The sequence below is a fragment of the Streptomyces atroolivaceus genome (assembly GCF_000717025.1).
GTDB classification, from domain to species: domain Bacteria; phylum Actinomycetota; class Actinomycetes; order Streptomycetales; family Streptomycetaceae; genus Streptomyces; species Streptomyces atroolivaceus.
The window spans coordinates 45,705-65,578 of sequence record NZ_JNXG01000012.1 but is presented as its reverse complement, the minus strand read 5'-3'; the positions used below and the strand labels follow the sequence as shown (position 1 = coordinate 65,578).

General features: G+C 70.6%; 17 protein-coding genes. 13 read left to right on the top strand and 4 right to left on the bottom strand.

From position 1 onward, the window contains the following. Positions 1 to 109: 109 nt before the first annotated feature. Complete coding sequence (locus tag OO67_RS22435; protein ID WP_033302926.1) at positions 110 to 1,006, bottom strand: RNA polymerase sigma factor SigF; 897 nt, start codon at positions 1,004 to 1,006, stop codon at positions 110 to 112. A 231-nt stretch (positions 1,007 to 1,237) separates the two neighbouring features. On the opposite strand from OO67_RS22435, the gene OO67_RS22430 reads away from it, so the two are divergent. The 4 genes from OO67_RS22430 (at position 1,238) to OO67_RS22420 (ending at position 6,345) form a co-directional block, all read left to right on the top strand. Further along, the gene (locus OO67_RS22430; protein WP_033302925.1) at positions 1,238 to 2,713 is read left to right on the top strand and encodes an MFS transporter; all 1,476 of its coding nucleotides are present in this window, start codon (positions 1,238 to 1,240) and stop codon (positions 2,711 to 2,713) included. A gap of 132 nt (positions 2,714 to 2,845) precedes the next feature. Then, positions 2,846 to 4,336 (top strand): SDR family NAD(P)-dependent oxidoreductase, encoded by a 1,491-nt coding sequence (locus OO67_RS22425; RefSeq protein ID WP_033302924.1) that lies wholly within the window; start codon positions 2,846 to 2,848, stop codon positions 4,334 to 4,336. Between the two features lie 393 nt (positions 4,337 to 4,729). Further along, positions 4,730 to 4,903, top strand: a complete 174-nt coding sequence (locus tag OO67_RS39080) for a hypothetical protein (protein ID WP_167748669.1) — start codon at positions 4,730 to 4,732, stop codon at positions 4,901 to 4,903. A gap of 293 nt (positions 4,904 to 5,196) precedes the next feature. Beyond that, on the top strand, positions 5,197 to 6,345 hold the full coding sequence (locus OO67_RS22420) for a cellulase family glycosylhydrolase (protein WP_033302923.1): 1,149 nt from the start codon (positions 5,197 to 5,199) through the stop codon (positions 6,343 to 6,345). A gap of 102 nt (positions 6,346 to 6,447) precedes the next feature. Here the strand turns inward: OO67_RS22420 and OO67_RS22415 are convergent, their stop codons facing one another. Genes OO67_RS22415 through OO67_RS22405 form a run of 3 tightly spaced genes read right to left on the bottom strand, consistent with a single transcriptional unit; the run spans position 6,448 to position 9,277 of the window. Continuing rightward, positions 6,448 to 7,905: a lipase maturation factor family protein gene (locus tag OO67_RS22415; RefSeq protein WP_033302921.1), complete on the bottom strand. Its 1,458-nt coding sequence runs from the start codon at positions 7,903 to 7,905 to the stop codon at positions 6,448 to 6,450. Positions 7,906 to 7,934: 29 nt separating this feature from the next. After that, entirely contained in the window at positions 7,935 to 8,444 is a 510-nt protein-coding gene (locus OO67_RS22410) for a DUF1990 family protein (protein ID WP_033302918.1), read from the bottom strand. Continuing rightward, the gene (locus OO67_RS22405; protein WP_033302915.1) at positions 8,441 to 9,277 is read right to left on the bottom strand and encodes a YndJ family protein; all 837 of its coding nucleotides are present in this window, start codon (positions 9,275 to 9,277) and stop codon (positions 8,441 to 8,443) included. The genes OO67_RS22410 and OO67_RS22405 overlap by 4 nt, the downstream gene beginning before the upstream one ends. A gap of 145 nt (positions 9,278 to 9,422) precedes the next feature. On the opposite strand from OO67_RS22405, the gene OO67_RS22400 reads away from it, so the two are divergent. From OO67_RS22400 to OO67_RS22360, 9 genes are all read left to right on the top strand, one after another. Continuing rightward, the gene (locus tag OO67_RS22400) at positions 9,423 to 11,489 is read left to right on the top strand and encodes a SpoIIE family protein phosphatase (RefSeq protein WP_033302914.1); all 2,067 of its coding nucleotides are present in this window, start codon (positions 9,423 to 9,425) and stop codon (positions 11,487 to 11,489) included. Between the two features lie 120 nt (positions 11,490 to 11,609). Further along, positions 11,610 to 12,968 carry a wax ester/triacylglycerol synthase family O-acyltransferase gene (locus OO67_RS22395; protein ID WP_033302912.1) on the top strand — a complete coding sequence of 453 codons (1,359 nt, stop codon included), beginning with the start codon at positions 11,610 to 11,612 and terminating at the stop codon, positions 12,966 to 12,968. Positions 12,969 to 13,062: 94 nt separating this feature from the next. Continuing rightward, complete coding sequence (locus OO67_RS22390; protein ID WP_033302911.1) at positions 13,063 to 14,031, top strand: aldo/keto reductase; 969 nt, start codon at positions 13,063 to 13,065, stop codon at positions 14,029 to 14,031. Position 14,032: 1 nt separating this feature from the next. Further along, positions 14,033 to 14,899 (top strand): amidohydrolase family protein, encoded by an 867-nt coding sequence (locus OO67_RS22385; RefSeq protein ID WP_033302910.1) that lies wholly within the window; start codon positions 14,033 to 14,035, stop codon positions 14,897 to 14,899. A 55-nt stretch (positions 14,900 to 14,954) separates the two neighbouring features. After that, complete coding sequence (locus tag OO67_RS22380; protein ID WP_033302908.1) at positions 14,955 to 15,815, top strand: Fpg/Nei family DNA glycosylase; 861 nt, start codon at positions 14,955 to 14,957, stop codon at positions 15,813 to 15,815. Between the two features lie 171 nt (positions 15,816 to 15,986). Continuing rightward, positions 15,987 to 16,739 (top strand): LytR/AlgR family response regulator transcription factor, encoded by a 753-nt coding sequence (locus tag OO67_RS22375; protein ID WP_033303018.1) that lies wholly within the window; start codon positions 15,987 to 15,989, stop codon positions 16,737 to 16,739. A 62-nt stretch (positions 16,740 to 16,801) separates the two neighbouring features. After that, positions 16,802 to 17,164 carry a hypothetical protein gene (locus OO67_RS22370; RefSeq protein WP_051709666.1) on the top strand — a complete coding sequence of 121 codons (363 nt, stop codon included), beginning with the start codon at positions 16,802 to 16,804 and terminating at the stop codon, positions 17,162 to 17,164. Beyond that, positions 17,161 to 18,651: a sodium/solute symporter gene (locus OO67_RS22365; protein WP_033302907.1), complete on the top strand. Its 1,491-nt coding sequence runs from the start codon at positions 17,161 to 17,163 to the stop codon at positions 18,649 to 18,651. Before OO67_RS22370 ends, OO67_RS22365 begins: the two co-directional genes overlap by 4 nt. Next, the gene (locus tag OO67_RS22360) at positions 18,648 to 19,871 is read left to right on the top strand and encodes a sensor histidine kinase (protein ID WP_033302906.1); all 1,224 of its coding nucleotides are present in this window, start codon (positions 18,648 to 18,650) and stop codon (positions 19,869 to 19,871) included. Before OO67_RS22365 ends, OO67_RS22360 begins: the two co-directional genes overlap by 4 nt. The last annotated feature ends 3 nt before the right edge of the window (positions 19,872 to 19,874 follow it).

The window sequence follows — 19,874 nt, the reverse complement described above, 5'->3', positions numbered from 1 at the left end:
CCCTCCGACGGACGGCACGGGAGACCCACGGCCGTATCGGCAGGAAGCATATGTGACTGAGGCCCGGCACTCGGCCGGGCCTCGGTCATTCCGTGCGTATGCGGTTGGATCAGGCCTCGACGCTCATGCCCTCGCGCAGGCGCTGGACGATCCTGCTCAGCAGGCGCGACACATGCATCTGGGAGACGCCCAGCTCAGCGCCGATCTGCGCCTGTGTCATCTCCTGACCGAAGCGCATGCGGACGATCTTCCGCTCCCGGTCGTCCAGCTGACGCAGCAGCGGGGCGAGGGTGTGGAGGTTCTCGACGCTTTCCATTCCCGGGTCGTCCTCGCCCAGGAGGTCGGCGTAGGCGCGCTGTTCACTGCCCGATTCGCTGTCGGCGTTCGGGGTGTCCAGCGAACCCGCCGAGTAGCCGTTGGCGGCGACGAGACCTTCGATGATCTCCTCCTCGGGGAGATCGAGGTGGACGGCGAGCTCTGCGACCGTCGGGTCGCGGTCGAGCTCCGCCGACAGCTGCTCCTTGGCCTTGGCCAGCTCGACCCGCAGCTCCTGGAGCCGTCGCGGCACGTGCACGGACCAGGTGGTGTCGCGGAAGAACCGCTTGATCTCACCGACGATGTACGGCACGGCGAAGGTCGCGAACTCGACCTCGCGCGACAGGTCGAAGCGGTCGATCGCCTTGATCAGGCCGATGGTCCCGACCTGGATGATGTCCTCGGTGTCGTCACCGCCCCGGTTGCGGAACCGCGAGGCGGCGAAGCGCACCAGGGAGAGATTCATCTCGATCAGGGTGTTACGCGCGTACTGGTACTCGTGCGTCCCCTCTTCGAGGACCTGGAGCCGGTCGAAGAAGAGCTTCGACATGGCCCGGGCATCCTGGGGTGCCACCTTGCCGGCGTCCTCGATCCACGGAAGCGCGGCCGCGTCCGAAACCGCACCCGCCTCGTCGGCCCGCGTCGCCGCCGTACCAACAGCTTCGGTGGTTCGCACTGACATGGCCGTCATGGTGTCGCCCTCCCTGGAGTTCTCCTTGCAGTGACGGGCGTCTGCCCCGTCATCCGGAAGTAATGCCACCGAATACCGAAGTTTTTCGAAGAGATCCGCAGGAGGGCCGGACGAAGCCCTCGAACGTAACGATCGGTGACCGGTCGGGTGGTTTTCGTTACTCGTACCGGCCGGGGTGTGAGTCCTGCCTCGTTCAGGGCACCTGTGGTTCCGGAAGCGGAGGAGGGGCTCATGAGCGACACCGGAACCACAGGCGGACCGGCCGTCACCACCAGGATCCCGGCACGGCTCGACCGGCTGCCCTGGTCACGTTGGCACTGGATGATCGTGATCGGACTGGGCACGGTCTGGATCCTGGACGGCCTCGAAGTCACGGTCGTCGGCAACATCGCCAGCCGGCTGTCCGAGGACGGCAGCGGACTGGCCATCACCGACGCCCAGGTCACGGGCATCGCCGCCGCGATCTACGTCGCGGGCGCCTGTTCGGGTGCCCTGGTCTTCGGGTGGCTCACCGACCGCTACGGGCGCAAGAAGCTCTTCCTGATCACCCTCGCCGTCTATCTGGCGGCCACCGCGCTCACCGCGATCTCGTTCTCGGCGTGGTGGTTCTTCGTCTTCCGCTTCCTCACGGGCTTCGGAATCGGAGGGGAGTACGCGGCGATCAACTCGGCCATCGACGAGCTGATCCCCAGCAAGTACCGGGGCCGTGTCGACCTCATCATCAACGGCAGCTTCTGGCTCGGAGCCGTGGCGGGCTCCCTGCTCTCCGTCCTCGCGCTGAACACCGACATCTTCCCCAAGGACATCGGCTGGCGGCTCACCTTCGCGCTGGGCGTGGTCCTCGGGCTCGTCATCCTTCTGGTACGCCGCCACGTGCCGGAGAGTCCGCGCTGGATGTTCATCCACGGGCGCGACGCGGAGGCGGAACGGCTGGTCGACGGGGTGGAGCGCGAGGTGGAGGCGGAGGCCGGAAGGAGGCTGCCGCCCGCGGAGCCGGCGATCACCGTCCAGCAGCGCAAGAGCATCGGCTTCGGACTGATCGCCCGGACCGTCTTCCGCTCGTATCCCAAACGGGCCGTTCTCGGGCTGGCTCTGTTCATCGGGCAGGCGTTCCTCTACAACGCCATCACCTTCGGCTTCGGCTCGATCCTCGTGAAGTTCTTCGACGTCTCCAGCGGCGCCACCGGCTACTACTTCGCCGTCATCGCCTTCTGCAACTTCCTGGGACCGCTCCTCCTGGGCCGCCTCTTCGACACCGTGGGGCGCAAGCCGATGATCGCGGGGACATACATCCTCTCCGGCCTTCTCCTCTTCGGCACCGCGTGGCTCTTCGACGCCGGGGCGCTGACCGCCGTCACCATGACCGGCTGCTGGTGCCTGGTCCTCTTCGTCGCCTCCGCCGGGGCCAGCTCCGCCTATCTGACGGTGAGCGAGATCTTCCCCATGGAGACCCGGGCGATGGCGATCGCCTTCTTCTACGCCGTGGGTACCGCGGCAGGTGGCATCACGGGGCCACTGGTCTTCGCTGACCTGACCGCGAGCGGGGTGGTGGGCGACACCGTGCTGGCCTTCTGCATCGGAGCCGCCCTCATGGTGGCCGCCGGTCTGGTCGCGTCCTTCTTCGCGGTGGCGGCCGAGCAGAAGTCCCTCGAGGACATCGCGACCCCCCTCTCGGTCACCGGGAGCGGGGGCGCACAGCCGAACTGAGCAACGTCCGACTCGTGGCAGACTTGACCGGGGCATTCGGCCCGCGCGCGCCTGCCCTCGCCGGCTCCCGGCCGGATCACTCCCCACCGAAGCCCGGCAGTGGCATGAGTGACGAGTGACAGAGGAACGGCAATGACGGTGACAGAGGACAGCCAGGAGTTCGCTCCCGGTATCGACGAGTTCGGTCCCGGTATCGACCCGGAGCGGTTGGCCGTCTGCCTGAGCGTGCTCGACGAGCTGGACACCATCGAGGTGGACCACCCGGACGCCATCGCCGTGCGCAGGGCCACCGCCGGTATCTACCGCACCGTGAAGCAGCGCCGCCGCCAGGAGCGCCGTGCCGCCAAGACCGCGCACGACAAGGCCGTCACCGAGGCCACGGCGACCGGCTCCGCCGAGCGCATCGACGACGAGACGCAGGGCGTCCTCCCGTCCTCCTCGGCCACCGCAGAGATCGCGGGCATACTCCAGCGCCCCAGGTCCTGCTACATCTGCAAGACCAGGTACGTCGAGGTGGACGCCTTCTACCACCAGCTGTGCCAGGAGTGCGCCAAGGAGAACCGCAGCCGGCGGGACGCGCGCACCGACCTGACCGGACGCCGCGCCCTGCTCACCGGTGGCCGCGCCAAGATCGGCATGTACATCGCGCTGCGCCTGCTGCGTGACGGCGCCCACACCACCATCACCACCCGCTTCCCCAACGACGCCATCCGCCGCTTCAAGGCGATGCCGGACAGTGACGAGTGGATCCACCGCCTCAAGATCGTCGGCATCGACCTGCGCGATCCCGCCCAGGTCGTCGCGCTCGCGGACTCGGTCGCCGCCGAGGGGCCGCTGGACATCCTGATCAACAACGCCGCACAGACCGTCCGCCGCTCACCGCAGGCCTACAGCGAGCTGCTCGCCGCCGAGTCCGCCCCGCTGCCCTCGGGCGAGCTGCCGGCCGCCCACGTGATCGGCACGTTCGGCAGCGGCACCGTCGACCGCGTCGCCGCTCTGCCCGCCGCCCGCAGGGAGGGCCAGGGGCTGAGCGCGCAGGACGTCACGGATCTCGCCCTGGTCACGGGTTCCGCCTCGCCGGCCCGCATCGCCGCGGGCACCGCGATCGACGCCGGCGGCCTGGTGCCCGACCTGCACGACACGAACAGCTGGATCCAGACCGTCGAGGAGGTCGAGCCGATCGAACTCCTCGAGGTGCAGCTCTGCAACTCCACGGCACCCTTCATCCTGATCAGCCGGCTCCGCCCGGCGATGGCCGCGACCGCGGCGAAGCGTGCCTACGTGGTGAACGTCTCCGCGATGGAGGGTGTGTTCGGCCGCGGCTACAAGGGAGCGGGGCACCCGCACACCAACATGGCGAAGGCCGCGCTGAACATGCTGACCCGGACCAGCGCCCAGGAGATGTTCGAGAAGGACCGCATCCTCATGACGGCCGTCGACACCGGCTGGATCACGGACGAGCGGCCGCACCCCGACAAGATCCGCCTCGCCGAGGAGGGTTTCCACGCCCCGCTCGACCTCGTCGACGGAGCGGCCCGCGTCTACGACCCCGTCGTGCGCGGCGAACAGGGTGAGGAACTGTACGGCTGCTTCCTGAAGGACTACGCCCCCTCGGGCTGGTGACCGCCCGGCCGGGCCCGCCCCCTCCGGCTTCGCTCTCGCTCTCCTTTCACCCCTCCCGCCTCTCCCGCCACCTGCGGTGACAGGCGAACGCGGCGGTCCGTGGACAACGGGCCGCCGTTCGTTCTGTTGGCTCAAAGTGACCTAGGCCACACGTTCTGTCGAGCGGGATGGCGCTCATTTGGTTAGTCTGGGGTGAACGGACGCCACCAAGGGATCCACGAAACTTCCTCGGCCGTCCTGGGACAGGTCTGTAAGCAGTCCGCCGTCCCACCCCGTACCGGCGCCACCGCGACCGAACTGTTTCTGCCCCTGCCCCGCAGAGGGTGGTCGACACGGTTCCCACAGCCGCAGCGTCGCCACCGCCCGGGGTGTCGCGACACGAAGGAGTCCGCGGTGACACCTGAAATGACGAAGACCGAGACGCGCCCGGCCGAGACGGCCGCTCAGCGGGCTCGCCGGCCCGAGAAGCTCCGGAACATCGAGGTCTGGGCCAGGTCGGCACCGATCAGGCTGGCCGGCTACGAGGATGATCTGGCCGAGCCGCACATCCTTCCCGGAATCGACTGATCGCCCGTACCGGATCGAGCAGCGCCTCGACTCCTGCCCCCGTCATCGGACGGGGGCAGGAGTCTTTTCACGCCACTCCTCCGCCCGAAGAGGCGAGGGCCTGTGGGTGATGCGCGAACTATTGACATGGCGGAAACAATCGGGCGTCATGTGGGGCAGCGACGCGTCGTCCGCGCCGGAGGGTCAGGCACAGGAATGTGGCCCGGCGCATGGCGGGCGTCGGACACCGACCGCATTCTGACAACGTTGTCAATCCTGAAGTGGCGTTGTCAGTGGCGTAACGAAGGAGAACGATGAGAAAGCGTTCAAGCCGGAAGAAGAGCGGAGTCGTCGCCATGGCTCTGGCCGCCACGGCGGGACTGCTGCTGTCCCTGGCAGGTATGGGCGGGTCTGCCGTCGCGGCCACCGGTCTGCATGTGAGCAACGGCCGGCTGGTGGAGGGCAACGGCAACGACTTCGTGATGCGAGGCGTGAATCACGCCCATGCCTGGTACCCAGGCCGGACCAGCTCGATCGGAGACATCAAGGCGAAGGGGGCCAACACCGTCCGGGTCGTGCTCAGCAGCGGTGACCGCTGGACGAGGACCAGCGCGTCCGAGGTCACGGGCATCGTCGACCGCTGCAAGCAGAACAAGCTGATCTGCGTGCTCGAGGTGCACGACACCACGGGGTTCGGGGAGGACGGTGCCGCCACCACCCTGTCGAAGGCCGTCGACTACTGGATCGGCATCAGGAGCGCGCTCGCCGGTCAGGAGAACTACGTCGTCATCAACCTCGGCAACGAGCCGTACGGCAACACCGGCTACGAGCGGTGGACGCCCGACACCAAGGCGGCCATCGGCCGGATGCGCGACGCCGGATTCGACCACGCCCTCATGGTGGACGCGCCCAACTGGGGCCAGGACTGGTCCGGAACGATGAAGAACAACGCCGCCTCGGTGTTCGCCGCGGACCCCGACCGCAACACGGTGTTCTCGATCCACATGTACGGGGTCTACGACACGGCCGCCGAGGTGCAGGGGTATTTGGGCGCCTTCGTCAACGCGGGTCTGCCCGTCGTCGTGGGCGAGTTCGGTGACAACCACAGCGACGGAAACCCGGACGAGGGCGCGATCATGGCCACCGCGCAATCGCTGAGGCTGGGATACCTGGGCTGGTCCTGGAGCGGTAACGGCAGCGGTGTCGAGTACCTCGACATGGTCACCGGCTTCGACCCGGGCTCGCTGACCAGCTGGGGCAACCGTCTGTTCAACGGGGCCGACGGCATTGCCTCGACCGCCCGGGAGGCAACCGTGTACGGCGGCGGCGGGGGTTCCGGTTCCGGCACCGCGCCGAACGGCTATCCCTACTGCGCCCACGGCGGCTCGACCGACCCGGACGGTGACGGCTGGGGCTGGGAGAACAACCGCTCCTGTGTGGTGCCCGGCGGCCGGGCGGACTGAACCGATCCGTGGGAACGCCGTCCCGCCCCTGGCAGGCCCCTGGCAGGCCCCGGGCGGGACGGCGCTCCGCGATCCCCGCCAGGACAACCCGGGCACCCGCCCTCACCGTCGCCCGTCCCCCTTCTCCGGGGTGGGTCCGGGGCGGAGCGGTACGGGCCGGGCCACGGGCCTCATGAAGTCCCGCACATAGGTCCGGTCCCACCAGCATCCGGTGGCCCGCAGTTCCCGCCAGTCGGTGTAGCGGTAGTGGAAGACCCTGGCCCGGATGTGGGCGGGCGGACCGTCGGGGAACGGGTTGTGCCTCAGGAGGCGCAGGGTGTCCCGGTCGTTGCGCAGCAGCCGCTCGACGAACGGTCCGAACCAGGGCCGGGCGTACGCGGGGGAGAGGGCCGCGAACCACATCAGCCAGTCCAGCCGCAGATGGTACGGAGCGAACTGGCGCGGCAGCCTGCGCGGGTCACCCGGCTTGCCCCGGAAGCCGTACTCGATCCAGCGGGTCCCCTCGTGGATCACGGCTTCTCCGGTGCCCTCGACCACCACTTCCAGCCGCATCCTGCTGATGCTCCCGAAGGCTCCGTAGGTGTTGACCAGGTGCAGTGGGTCGAAGGACCGGTTCATCACCTGCCGGCGGGAGACGAGATTTCTTGCCGGACGGTAGCTGAGCGCGAGGACGAGAACCGTGACGGCGATGACGACCACCTCGTACCAGAGCGGTGACCCCGGCTGTGCCGGCGCCGGACCGGCGATCAGGGACCAGTCGATGGCGGCGAGGGCGAGGACGACGGTCAGCCAGTTCAGCCAGGCGAAGTTCCCCGACAGCACCAGCCACAGCTGGGTGACCACCATCAGCCCGGCCGCGAAGCTCGCCACCGGCTGCGGGGTGAACAGCAGGAACGGCACCACGAGCTGGGTCAGGTGGTTGGCGGCGACCTCCATCCGGTGCGCCGGCTTAGGGAGCCGGTGGAAGAACCAGCTCAGCGGTCCCGGCATCGGCTGGGTCTCGTGGTGGAAGTCCAGACAGGTCAGCCGCCGCCAGCACTCGTCCCCCCGGATCTTGATGAGGCCGGCGCCGAACTCCACACGGAAGAGCAGCCAGCGCAGCAGCCACAGGACCAGCACGGGGGCCGCCGTGTCGCCGTTGCCGAGGAACACGGCGAGGAAGCCCGTCTCCAGCAGCAGCGACTCCCACCCGAAGCCGTACCAGACCTGGCCGACCTGGACGATCGACAGATACAGCACCCACGGCACCGCCCACAGGGCCATCGCCGCGCCCAGCGGGACGTGCGCGTCGGCGCCGGCCAGGAGGGCGAGGGACACCGCCGCGCCCGTCCACGCGACCAGCGCGAAGAAGCGGTCGGAGTAGTGCAGCCGGAACAGGCCGGGCGCTGCCCGCCACGAGGTGCGGCTCAGGAGGTCGGGCACGGGGAGCATGCCCCGGGAGCCGATCAGCGCCCGGAACTGCAGCGCCGCGGCGACGAACGCGACCAGGTAGACGGCGGCGAGCGACCGTTGGAAGATCAGCCTGCTCAGCCAGTAGCCGTCAGCGGTGAACCACTCCATCGCCTCCAGTATCCGGCGCGCCCTGCCCGTCAGGCGGCCGACACGGTCCGGCGCAGGACGTTTCCGAGCCGGCGTGCGTACCACCGCTGGGCCACCGGGACGAGCGGGCCAGCCAGCCGGGCGTACCAGGACGCGGGCCGCGAGAACGCCATCACGGTGAACCACACCGTCCCGTCGTCCGCCAGCTCCACCACGAAGCACTCCTCCCCGCGTTCCGGGTGCCCCGGCCGGGTGCCGTACGCGAAGCCGGTGCGGTCCCTCTCGTAGGCGGTCCAGACGATCTCGCAGGGAGCGGTGATGCGCAGCGGCCCGAGCCCCGCCGACACGTCGACGGTGACTCCGTCGGCCGCCCGTGGGGCGGAGGCGTTCACCCCGGCTCCGGCGGCCCGGTGCATCCGCCACTCGGTGACGGCGGCGCCCGCGGCCTCGAAGGCCGCCCGGCCCCTGCCGACCTCGGCACGGTGGTGCAGATGGTTGTAGCCGTCCGGGAGTGGCCCGAGCCGGGTGGCTCCGACCTCGGGGTACGTCAGAGTGCTCATGCTGTGCTGCCTTCCGGGTGGGTGAGGTTCTGGAGCCGGCGCCGGGCGAGCAGGGCGCAGAGCGCGAAGCCCAGCGCGTTGCCGAGCCCGTGCGTGGCCGCCATCCAGGTCAGGGTGGGGTGGGGCAGTCCGGTGGCCTCGCCGAGCGCCCAGCTCAGCGCGAGCACCATGGTCACCGCGAGTACGCCGGCCGATACGCCGAGCAGGACGCGGGTGACGCGGTCCCGTCCGGCGACGCGGACCGTGCGCCACGTCAGGAGGGCGACCGTCCACATCCCGGCGGTGAGCACGACCGCCCCGGCCAGCTCCGTCCAGTCGCCGGTGAAGTAGCCGACGAGGACGAGCAGGGTGCCGAGCGGCACGCTCAGGGCGGCGAACCGCCCTGCCGTGCCGTCCTGCGCCCGGCAGGCGAGACCGGCGACGAGGGCGGCGGCGAAACCCGCGAAGTGGAAGTGCGGCACGGTCAGCGCCAGGATGCCGAGACCGAAACCGAACAGTTCGTGGCCGGACCGTTCGGCGACGAGGGCGAGCGCGGCGACCGACGGGGCGACCAGCGCGGTGAGCAGGGCGGCCTCCACGGGGCGCGCGCTGCGCGTACGCGCGAGGCGCCGGGGTGCGTGTGTGGCGAGGATCAGTGTTCCGAGCGCGTAGCCGAGGGCGAGCGCGGTGGCGGCGAAGCCTCGTGGCAGCCACAGGGATACGGCGCCGGGAACGGCGAAGAGCGGCCACAGGCGCCGTATCCGGTCGAGCGCGGGATCGCCGACGAGCCCCAGGCCCAACGGGACGATCACCAGCATTCCCAGCATCACGATCAGCCCGACCAGCACGGACATTGCGCCACCCCCACGTCGAGACGCTCAGCAGAGCTCGAATTGAACATGTTCAACTCTATGGGTGCCGAGCATAGATGCTGACTTGAACGTGTTCAAGGAGGCTGGTCGGTCGAAAAATCGGACAAATGATGGCAGAGTGGCGCACATGGATGATCGGGTAGCGGGTGCCCTGTCACTCCCGGATGACTGGCCCGCCCACCCGGACCTCAGCCTCGCCCTGAACCGAATGGGCAGCTTCGACTGGGACCTGGACAGCGGACTCATGCACATGGACGAGCCCGCGCTCGATGTGTTCGACCTGCACCCCGAGGAATACGACGGTCACCCGGCGGCGCTCGCGCAGCGCGTCCCCGCCGACGAGGCGATCCGGCTCGACGGCATGGTTTCGCAGGCTCTCAAGAGCGGCCGCAGCAACTACGGTGCCTACTTCCGCAGGACACAGCGCGACGGTTCACTCTGCTGGACCCATACCCAGGGGTTCATTCGCCGCGACGGCACGGGGCGGCCCCGCCGGATCATCGGGATCATCCGTGACGCCACCCAGGAACTGGCCGAATCCACCGCCCGCCGGACCGTCGACGAGGAACGGCGGCGCCGTACGAGCCTCGTCGAGGGGACGACGGCGGCCCTTGCCCACGCCAGGACGGTCAAGGACGTCACCGACGTGCTGAAGAGTTCCCAGGGACTGGCCAACCTCGGCGCCACCAGCCTCGTCATGGGGCTGCTCGAGTCCGGGCGCATCCATCTGGTGGCGGACGGCCCTGAAGGGGCCTACGTGCAGGGCACCCGCTACACCCGGACCGACGAGCCCTATCCGATGAGTGAAGTGATCCGCACGCTCACGCCGCGATTCATCGAGACGCCCGAGGACTTCGCGGCCTCGTACCCCATCCTGTGGCCGTACATCAGCGACCTCGGCATCACCGCCGCCGCCTACATGCCGCTCATCGCCCAGGCCCGTCCGATCGGCGCGCTGGGGCTCCTCTACGGCAACAAGGCGGGCTTCACCAGTGACGAGCGGAACCTGCTGGTGGCCCTCGGCAGCTCCATCGCCCAGAGTCTCCAGCGGGCCATGCTCTACGAGCAGGAGCACGATCTCGCCGAAGGGCTCCAGCAGGCGATGCTGCCGCGCCGGATCCCCGACGTGCGCGGGGCCCAGGTCGCCGTCCGCTACCGCTCGGCACGGCTCGGCCGGGACATCGGCGGGGACTGGTACGACATCATCTCGCTGCCCGGCGGACGGGTCGGCGCCGTCATCGGTGACGTTCAGGGGCATGACACGCACGCGGCAGCCGTCATGGGGCAGCTCAGGATCGTGCTGCGCGCCTACGCGGCGGAGGGGCACAGCCCGGCCACGGTCATGGCGCGGGCGTCCGTCTTCCTGCACGAGCTCGACACCGACCGCTTCGCCACGTGCACCTACGCCGAGGTCGACCTGACCACCGGAGTCGTGCAACTGGTCAGGGCCGGGCACGTGGACCCGGCTCTGCGGGACGTCGACGGGAGCTGCCGCAAGCTGCCGGTGGACGGGGGCCTTCCGCTGGGGCTCTCCGCGGAGTTCGGGCAGCTCGAATATCCGGTCAGCACCGTCGATCTGGACCCTGGTCAGACGCTGATCCTCTACACCGACGGGATGGTGGAGCTCCCCGGCACCGACCTCGACGAAGGCATGCGCCTGCTGGCCTCGACGGTGAGCGACGGTCCGCAGGATCTCGAGCAGCTGGCCGACCGGCTCTGCGAGGTGGTCGACGAGCGCGGAGGTGAGGACGACATGGCGGTACTGCTGCTGGGTCGCGACGCGGCGCACGCCCCTCACCCGGGGGGCCGGCTCCAGCAGCACGTGGCGCAGAACGACCCGGAGGCGCTGACCTCCGCCCGCCACATGATCCGGGCGGCGGTGCGCGCGTGGGGGGCGAAGAGCCGGGCGGACGAGGTCGAGCTCGCGGCCGACGAGCTCATCACCAACGCGCTGATGCACACCGACGGCGGAGCCATCCTCACCATCCGAGTGCTCACCGGCCCCGAACGCCGTCTCCGGGTCGACGTCGAGGACCGCTCCAGCGCGCTCCCGCGCCGCAGGGACGCGGGGGAGTCCGGAGTCTCGGGCCGCGGGCTCATGCTCGTCGACCGGCTGGCCGACATCTGGGGAGTGGAGTCCCGGGGCAACGGCAAATGCGTGTGGTGCGAGTTCCGTATCCCGGAGCGCCGGTAGCGCCGGCGCCGTGACACCACGAGACTGTAACAGTACGTAACATGTCCATTATTGACCGTAACCGACCCTGCGGGATTGACTGCGATACCGCCGTTCCGCTGTCGAAGACGCGAGGCCCCGTTGAGTACCGAGCTCCTGGCACCTCTTGATCTGGCTTTCTGGCACCTCGAATCCGACGCCCACCCGATGCACCTCGGCGCACTAGCCGTCTTCGACCCGGTGCCCGGCGTGGCCGCACGGGACCTGCTCGAGCTGCTCGGCGCCCGCGCTGCCGCCATTCCCCGGCTGCGGATGCGGGTGCGTGACGTCCTGCTTCCGGTGGGCGGCGCCGCCTGGTTCACCGACAAGGACTTCGACGTGCACCGGCACGTCGAACGGGTCGTGCTTCCCGTGAACGACTTCATGGCGGAGGTGACCCGGCTCGCCGGTGAACTCATGGAGAGGCCGCTCGGGCGGGGACTGCCGCCCTGGCGGATGTACCTCCTCGACAGCCCGGGTGGCGGACCGTTCGCCGTACTCGTGAAGCTGCACCACGCACTCGCCGACGGTCTGCGGGCCGTCGCCATCGGCGCCGGCATCTTCGATCAGATCGCCTCCGCCGGCGCCGGCCGTGGCGCGGTGCGCCGCCGGACGCCCGTACCGCCCCGCTCCTGGCTGCCCGGCCCGTACGAGGCTGCGGGCATGGCGATGGACCGGCTCGGGGACGTCGGCCGGGCGCTGGGGGTCGGCGCCTCCGTCGTGCGCGCGAGCCGCCTGGACCTGCGCTCCACCACGGCTCTGACCGCGCGCTCCAGCGGTACGCGCCGGCTGGCCACCGCCGAGCTCGACGCCGAAGCGGTGCAGCGGGTCCGGCGCGCCGAAGGCGGCACGGCCAACGACGTCCTGCTCGCCGTGGTGGCCGGTGCGCTGCGCCGCTGGATGCTCGAACGCGGCGAGCCGCTCCCCGGTGCCGACCCGCGTGCCCTGGTCCCCGTCTCCCGGCGCCGGCCCGGGGGAGCGACCGACGGCAACAGGCTCTCCGCCTACCTGCTCGGACTGCCCGTCGGCGAACCCGACGCCCGGGAACGGCTACGCCTCGTGCGTACGGCCATGGACCGCAACAAGGCGGCCGGGCCGATGCGCGGCGCGGGCGCCGTGGCCGTGCTGGCCGACCAGCTGCCCGCGCTGGCCCACCGGTTCGGAGCACCGCTGGCCGGCAACGCGGCCCGGATGCTCTTCGACATCCTGGTCACCAGCGTTCCCCTGCCCCGTTCGGCACTCTCGCTTGGAGGCTGCCCGCTGCGCGCCGTCTACCCCATGGCGCCGCTGGCCCGCGGGCAGTCGCTGGCCGTCGCACTGTCCACCTACGGAGGCCGGGTGCAGGTCGGACTGGTCGCCGACGGGAAGGCGCTGCCCGATCTCGGCCGGCTGGCCTCGGCGGTCCACGACGAGCTGCACGACCTGCACGCACTCGTGCCCACGGTGCCCGCGCCGGCGTGACAGCCGAATGCCGGGCCCTGTTGACGTGACCGATTGATCCGATGAATAGTCCTGGACGGACCACCAAGGATCACTTGCGGGGGGCGGCAGGGACATGCGGCAGATCAGGCTCGGACGGAGCGCGGTCGAGATAACGGAACTCGCCTTCGGGGCGGCGGCCATCGGCAACCTCTTCACCGAGGTCGATCCGGAGCAGGCCGCCGCGGCCGTCGACGCGGCGTGGGACGAGGGCATCCGCTACTTCGACACCGCACCGCACTACGGCCTCGGGCTCTCCGAACGCCGCCTGGGCGAGGCCCTGCGCCATCGGCCGAGGGACGCGTACACGGTGTCGACCAAGGCCGGGCGCCTGCTCGACCCGCTCACCCCCGCGGAGGCGGCGGCCCGCCACGGTCTGTCCGACGGCTTCGCCGTACCGCACACCCACCGGCGCCGTTGGGACTTCAGCGCCGACGGCATCCGGCGCAGCGTCGAGGACAGCCTGGGACGTCTCGGCCTCGACCGGGTCGACATCGTCTATCTGCACGACCCCGACGACCACGGGGAAGCGGCCTTCCGTGAGGGCTACCCGGCGCTGGAGAGGCTGCGCGCGGAGGGCATGGTCGGCGCCATCGGCGCCGGCATGAACCAGACCGCGATGCTCACCCGCTTCGTGCGTGAGACCGACGTCGACGCCGTCCTGTGCGCGGGACGTCTCACCCTCCTCGACCAGAGCGCCCTCGACGCGCTGCTGCCGGAGGCTGCCGCCCGGGGCCGCAGCGTAGTCGTCGGAGGTGTCTTCAACTCCGGGCTCCTCGCCGATCCCCGCCCCGGTGCGACGTACGACTACGCGGCGGCACCCGCGACCCTGCTGGACCGGGCCCTGCGCATGCGCACCGTCGCCGAAGGGCACGGCGTCCCCCTGCGCGCGGCGGCCCTGCGTTACCCGCTCGGCCACCCGGCCGTCGCCGGAGTCCTTGTCGGCACCCGCTCGGCGGACGAGGTGAGGGACGCCGCGGCCCAGCTCCGGACACCGGTCCCGGACGCGCTCTGGGACGACCTGCGCACGGAAGGGCTGCTCTGACATGACGCGCCTGCCGGTCATCGACGCCCACCACCATGTGTGGGACCTCACGGTGCGCGACCAGGAATGGATCACCGGTGAGGAACTCGCCCCCCTGCGCCGCACCTTCACCCTCACCGACCTCGAGCCCGAGGCCCGCGCCGCCGGGGTGACCGCCACCGTCCTCGTCCAGACGGTCACCCTCGCCGACGAGACCCCCGAATTCCTCGCGCTCGCCGACGGGAGCACGCTCATCGCGGGCGTCGTCGGCTGGACCGACCTGACCGCGCCGGACATCGCGGACACCCTCGCCGCGCTCCGGGCCCTGCCCGGCGGCAGCCGGCTCGTCGGCATCCGCCACCAGGTCCAGGGCGAGACCGACCCGGAGTGGCTGCTCCGCCCCGACGTCCAGCGCGGGCTGAGGGCCGTCGCCGCCGCCGGACTCGTCTACGACCTGATCATCCGGCCCCACCAGATACCCGCCGCGGTCCGTGCCGCCGCCCTGCTGCCGGGACTCACCTTCGTACTCGACCACGCGGGCAAGCCGCCGGTGGCGCGACGGGAGACACACCCCTGGGCCGACCACCTGCGGGCGCTCTCCGCGCTGCCCAACACCGTCTGCAAACTCTCCGGCCTTGTCACCGAGGCAGATCCGCTGGCCTGGACCGTCGAGGACCTGCGCCCTTACGCGGACACCGCGATCGAGGCCTTCGGGCCCGGCCGCCTGATGTTCGGATCCGACTGGCCGGTGTGCCGGCTCGCGGCCGGGTACGCCGATGTCCTGGATGCGGCACGCGAGCTGACCGGCGGGCTGGGGGAGGACGAACAGCGTTCCGTCCTCGCGGGCACCGCGCAGCGGGTCTACGGACTGAGGGACCCCGCCCCCTGAGCCCGCGCCGTGCATCCGGGAGGCATTCGCCGGACCGTTGCGGCAGGCTGGGTGCATGCCCGAACTGCCGGAAGTCGAAGCCCTGCGGGACTTCCTCGACGACCACCTGGTCGGCAGGGAGATCGCCCGCGTCCTGCCGCTCGCGATCAGCGTCCTGAAGACGTACGATCCGCCGCCCACCGAGCTGGAAGGCACGACGGTCACCTCCGTGGCCCGGCGCGGCAAGTTCCTCGACATCACGGCCGGGCGGCTCCACCTGCTCATCCACCTCGCGCGGGCCGGCTGGCTGCAGTGGAAGGACAGCTTCCCCGCGACCCCGCCGCGGCCGGGCAAGGGGCCGCTCGCCCTGCGGACGGTGCTCACCGGCGGTGACGGCTTCGACCTGACCGAGATGGGCACCACCAAGCGCCTCGCCGTCCACCTGGTGCACGATCCGGCGGACGTGCCCGCGGTCGCCCGCCTCGGGCCCGATCCGCTCGCCGAATCCTTCGACCGGGACGCGTTCGCGACGGTGCTCGGCGGCGTACGCCGGCAGGTCAAGGGAGCGCTGCGCGACCAGTCGCTGATCGCGGGCATCGGCAACGCCTACAGCGACGAGATCCTGCATGTCGCGAAGATGTCACCGTTCAAGCTCACCACCGCCCTCGGCGACGACGACATCACCCACCTCTACGACGCGATGCGCACCACACTCCAGGATGCCGTCGAGCGTTCCCGGGGCGTCGCGGCGGGCCGGCTCAAGGCCGAGAAGAAGAGCAGCATGCGCGTCCACGGCCGCACCGGACAGCCCTGCCCCGTCTGCGGCGACACCGTGCTGGAGGTGTCGTTCAGCGACTCGTCGCTGCAGTACTGCCCCACCTGCCAGACCGGCGGGAAGCCCTTGGCCGACCGGCGGCTGTCCCGCCTGCTCAAGTAGCGGCCACGGTCACGGGGCGCGCGGCGGAGACGACGGCGGCGGGCGGTGTGCGCAGGCGGCGAGATGGTGCACCACCACGCCGAACCGGCGTACCTGGACCACGCAGGCGGCACCCTTCGTCAGATGAACCACTCACGCCATCACGCTGCGAAGCACCTAAACTCCGGCCTCATGCTGCGCGTACTCGCCGTCGACGACGAAGAACCCGCCCTGGAGGAGCTTCTCTACCTCCTGCGCGCCGATCCCCGCATCCTGAGTGCCGAAGGCGCCACGGGCGCCACGGAGGCGCTGCGCCGCATCGGCGGTGCTGTCGACGCCGGACCCGAGGACCCCTCGGCGATCGACGTCGTGTTCCTGGACATCCACATGGCCGGGCTGACCGGACTCGACGTCGCCCAGCTCCTGGCCGGCTTCGCCGCGCCGCCGCTCATCGTCTTCGTCACGGCACACGAAGGCTTCGCCGTACACGCCTTCGACCTCAAGGCCGTGGACTACGTACTCAAGCCCGTACGCCGTGAGCGCCTGGCCGAGGCCGTCCGACGTGTCGCCGAGCAGGTCGGTGAACGCTCCGCGTCCGTCCACGACGCGTCCGCCGACCAGGTCGCGGTGGAACTGGCCGGGGTCATCCGTTTCGTCCCGGTCGACGACATCGCGTACGCCGAGGCGCAGGGGGATTACGCCAGACTGCACACCGAGGCCGGAAGCCATCTCGTGCGGATACCGCTGACCACCCTGGAGGAGCGCTGGCGCTCCCGGGGGTTCGTACGCATCCACCGACGCCATCTCGTGGCGTTGAACCGGATCGACGAACTCCGGCTCGACGCCGGCAGCATGAGTGTCCGCATCGGGGACGCGGAACTCGCGGTCAGCCGGCGCCACACGCGTGCCCTCCGCGATCTTCTGATGCGCCAGACCGGCCGCTGACCTGGCGCTACCGGCGGCGGCCTCTTCCCAGCCGGGCACCGCGCCGCCTACACTCCGGGCCCATGTCCGCAGAGAGCACGCCCCGGCGCGAAGTGGTCATGGGCGAGCCCCGGCGGGTGCGTCCCCTGCCCCGCTACCGTGCCCAGTCGGAGATCGACGAGCAGACCGCCCTCGGCGGTGCCTACGTCCGCTCACTGATGCGCAGCCAGCTCCGCGCAGGGCTCACCGTCTTCGCCGTGCTCGCCCTCGTCGCCGGGACCCTGCCCCTGGTCTTCGAGGCACTGCACAGCAACGCCGTCGTCTGGGCGGTGCTCGGCTTCTCCACCTATCCGCCGCTCACCCTGGCCGCCTGGTGGTACGTACGCAGGGCCGAGCGCAACGAGCGCGACTTCGCCCGACTCGTGGAAGGCCTTCCCGCACCGTGAGCACACCCGGTCACCCGGCGGCGGTGGCGGCGGTCGCCCTGGTCGTCCTGGCCACCGTCCTCGTCGGCGGCTTCGGGCTGCGCATCTCACGGACGACCTCCGACTTCTACGTCGCCTCGCGCACGGTACGCCCGAGGCTCAACGCCGCCGCGATCAGCGGGGAGTACCTGTCCGCGGCCTCCTTCCTCGGCATCGCGGGCCTGGTGCTCGTGCACGGCCCCGACATGCTCTGGTACCCCGTCGGCTACACCGCCGGATATCTCGTGCTGCTCGTGTTCGTCGCCGCCCCGCTGCGCCGCTCGGGGGCGTACACCCTTCCCGACTTCGCCGAGGGGCGGCTCGAGTCACGGCAGGTGCGCCGGCTGGTCAGCGTGTTCGTCGTAGGTGCGGGCTGGGTGTACCTCGTGCCGCAGCTGCAGGGGGCCGGTCTCACCCTGAGGATCCTCACCGGCGCGCCCGGCTGGCTCGGTGACGTCCTCGTCGCCTCCGTCGTGGTGGTCGCCGTCGCCGCGGGCGGCATGCGCTCGATCACCTTCGTGCAGGTGTTCCAGTACTGGCTGAAGCTGACCGCACTGCTGGTGCCCGCGATCTTCCTGGTGCTGGCCTGGCAGGGGGACGGGCGCCCCCGGGTCAGCTTCGACGAACAGATCTCCGTCTTCCGCGCCGACCATCCGCTCTACGCGACGTACGGACTGATCGTGGCGACCTTCCTCGGCACCATGGGCCTGCCCCATGTGGTGGTCCGCTTCTACACCAGCCCCAACGGCCGCGACGCCCGCCGCACCACTGTCGCCGTCCTCGCCCTCGTCGGCCTGTTCTACCTGCTGCCCCCGGTGTACGGCGCCCTGGGCCGTCTGTACGCGCCCGAACTCATGCACGGTGACGCCGCCGACGCCGCCGTCCTGCTGCTGCCCGCCCGGGTGATCGGCGGCCTCGGCGGGGATCTGCTCGGCGCGCTCCTCGCGGGCGGCGCCTTCGCCGCGTTCCTGTCCACGGCGTCCGGGCTCACCATGGCCGTCGCCGGAGTGATCACCCAGGACGTCCTGCCGTCGAGGGGCGTACGTCACTTCCGGCTGGCCACCGTGCTCGCCATCGCCGTGCCGCTGGCCGGTTCGCTCGTGGTCAGCCGGGTGCCCGTGGCCGACGCCGTCGGGATGGCCTTCGCCGTCTCCGCGTCGTCCTTCTGCCCGCTGCTCGTCCTCGGCATCTGGTGGCGGAGGCTCACCCCGCCGGGCGCGATCGCCGGGCTGCTGCTGGGCGGCGGCTCGGCGCTGCTGTCCGTGGCCATCACCGTCAGCGGAGCCGTGCGTCCGCCGGGCTGGCCGCACGCCCTGCTGGCCTGGCCCGCGGTCTGGTCCGTGCCGGTAGGCTTCCTCGCCATGGTTCTGGTCTCCCTGGCCACTCCGGGCCGGATACCGCCAGGCACCAACGCGGCCATGACCCGCTTCCATCTGCCGGAAGCTCTGACCTCAGGACGCGTGCGGTGACCGGGGCCGGGGTCGCCGTCATCGCCGTGCTCGTCCTGCTGCTGTTCGGCACGGGTTTCCTCCTGGGCCGCACCGCCCGTCCCGTACGCACCAGCGACGTGGGCACACCCGTGGAACACGCCACCTTCGAGACCCTGCACACGGCCTCCCTCGCAGCGCCTCCGCTGCGCGCCGGCCTCACCGAGGAGAGCGCGCGCAGGTCGGCGCGCCGATTGCGCTCACTGCTCGGGACCGACGCCCTGTGCCTCACCGACCGCGACCGGGTGCTGGTGTGGGACGGTGAAGGCGACCACCACGGCGCGGACGTGATGCGAGATGTGCAGGGACTGCTCGCCAGCGGCAGGGACACCGCCTTCCACAGTGACTGCGGCGACCTCGACTGCCCGCTCCGCTGGGCCGTCGCCGTCCCGCTGACGGTCGACCACCGGGTGCTCGGCACTCTCGTCGCCTACGCTCCCCGCGAATCGGCGGTGCTGGCCAGGGCGGCGGGGGAGGTGGCCCGCTGGGTCTGCGTACAGCTGGAGCTCGCGGAGCTCGACCGGTCCCGTACGCAGCTCATCGAGGCCGAGATCAAGGCGCTGCGGGCCCAGATCTCGCCGCACTTCATCTTCAACTCACTGGCCGCCATCGCCTCGTTCGTCAGGACGGACCCCGAACGGGCGCGCGAGCTGCTGCTCGAGTTCGCCGACTTCACCCGGTACTCGTTCCGCAGGCACGGTGAGTTCACCACTCTGGCCGACGAACTCCACTCCATCGACCAGTACCTGGCGCTCGTGCGGGCGCGTTTCGGTGAACGGCTGTCCGTGACCCTCCAGGTCGCCCCGGAGGTCCTTCCCGTCTCGCTTCCGTTCCTCTGTCTCCAGCCGTTGGTCGAGAACGCCGTCAAGCACGGCCTGGAAGGCGCAGCGGGCCCCCGGCCGTACGACTCCGTCCGCGCGGGGAACGAACCGATCCGCATCACGATCAGTGCACTGGACGCGGGCGCCGAGGCGGAGGTCGTGATCGAGGACGACGGCACCGGGATGGAGCCGGAGCGTCTCCGGCAGATCCTGCGCGGCGAGGGCGGCACCTCCACCGGCATCGGCCTGGTCAACGTGGACGAACGGCTGCGTCAGGTGTACGGGGACGACTACGGACTCGTCATCGAGACGGGGGTCGGAGCGGGCATGAAGATCACCCTGAGGCTTCCCAAGTACCGTGCGGGCGTCCACGGCTCGTGATCG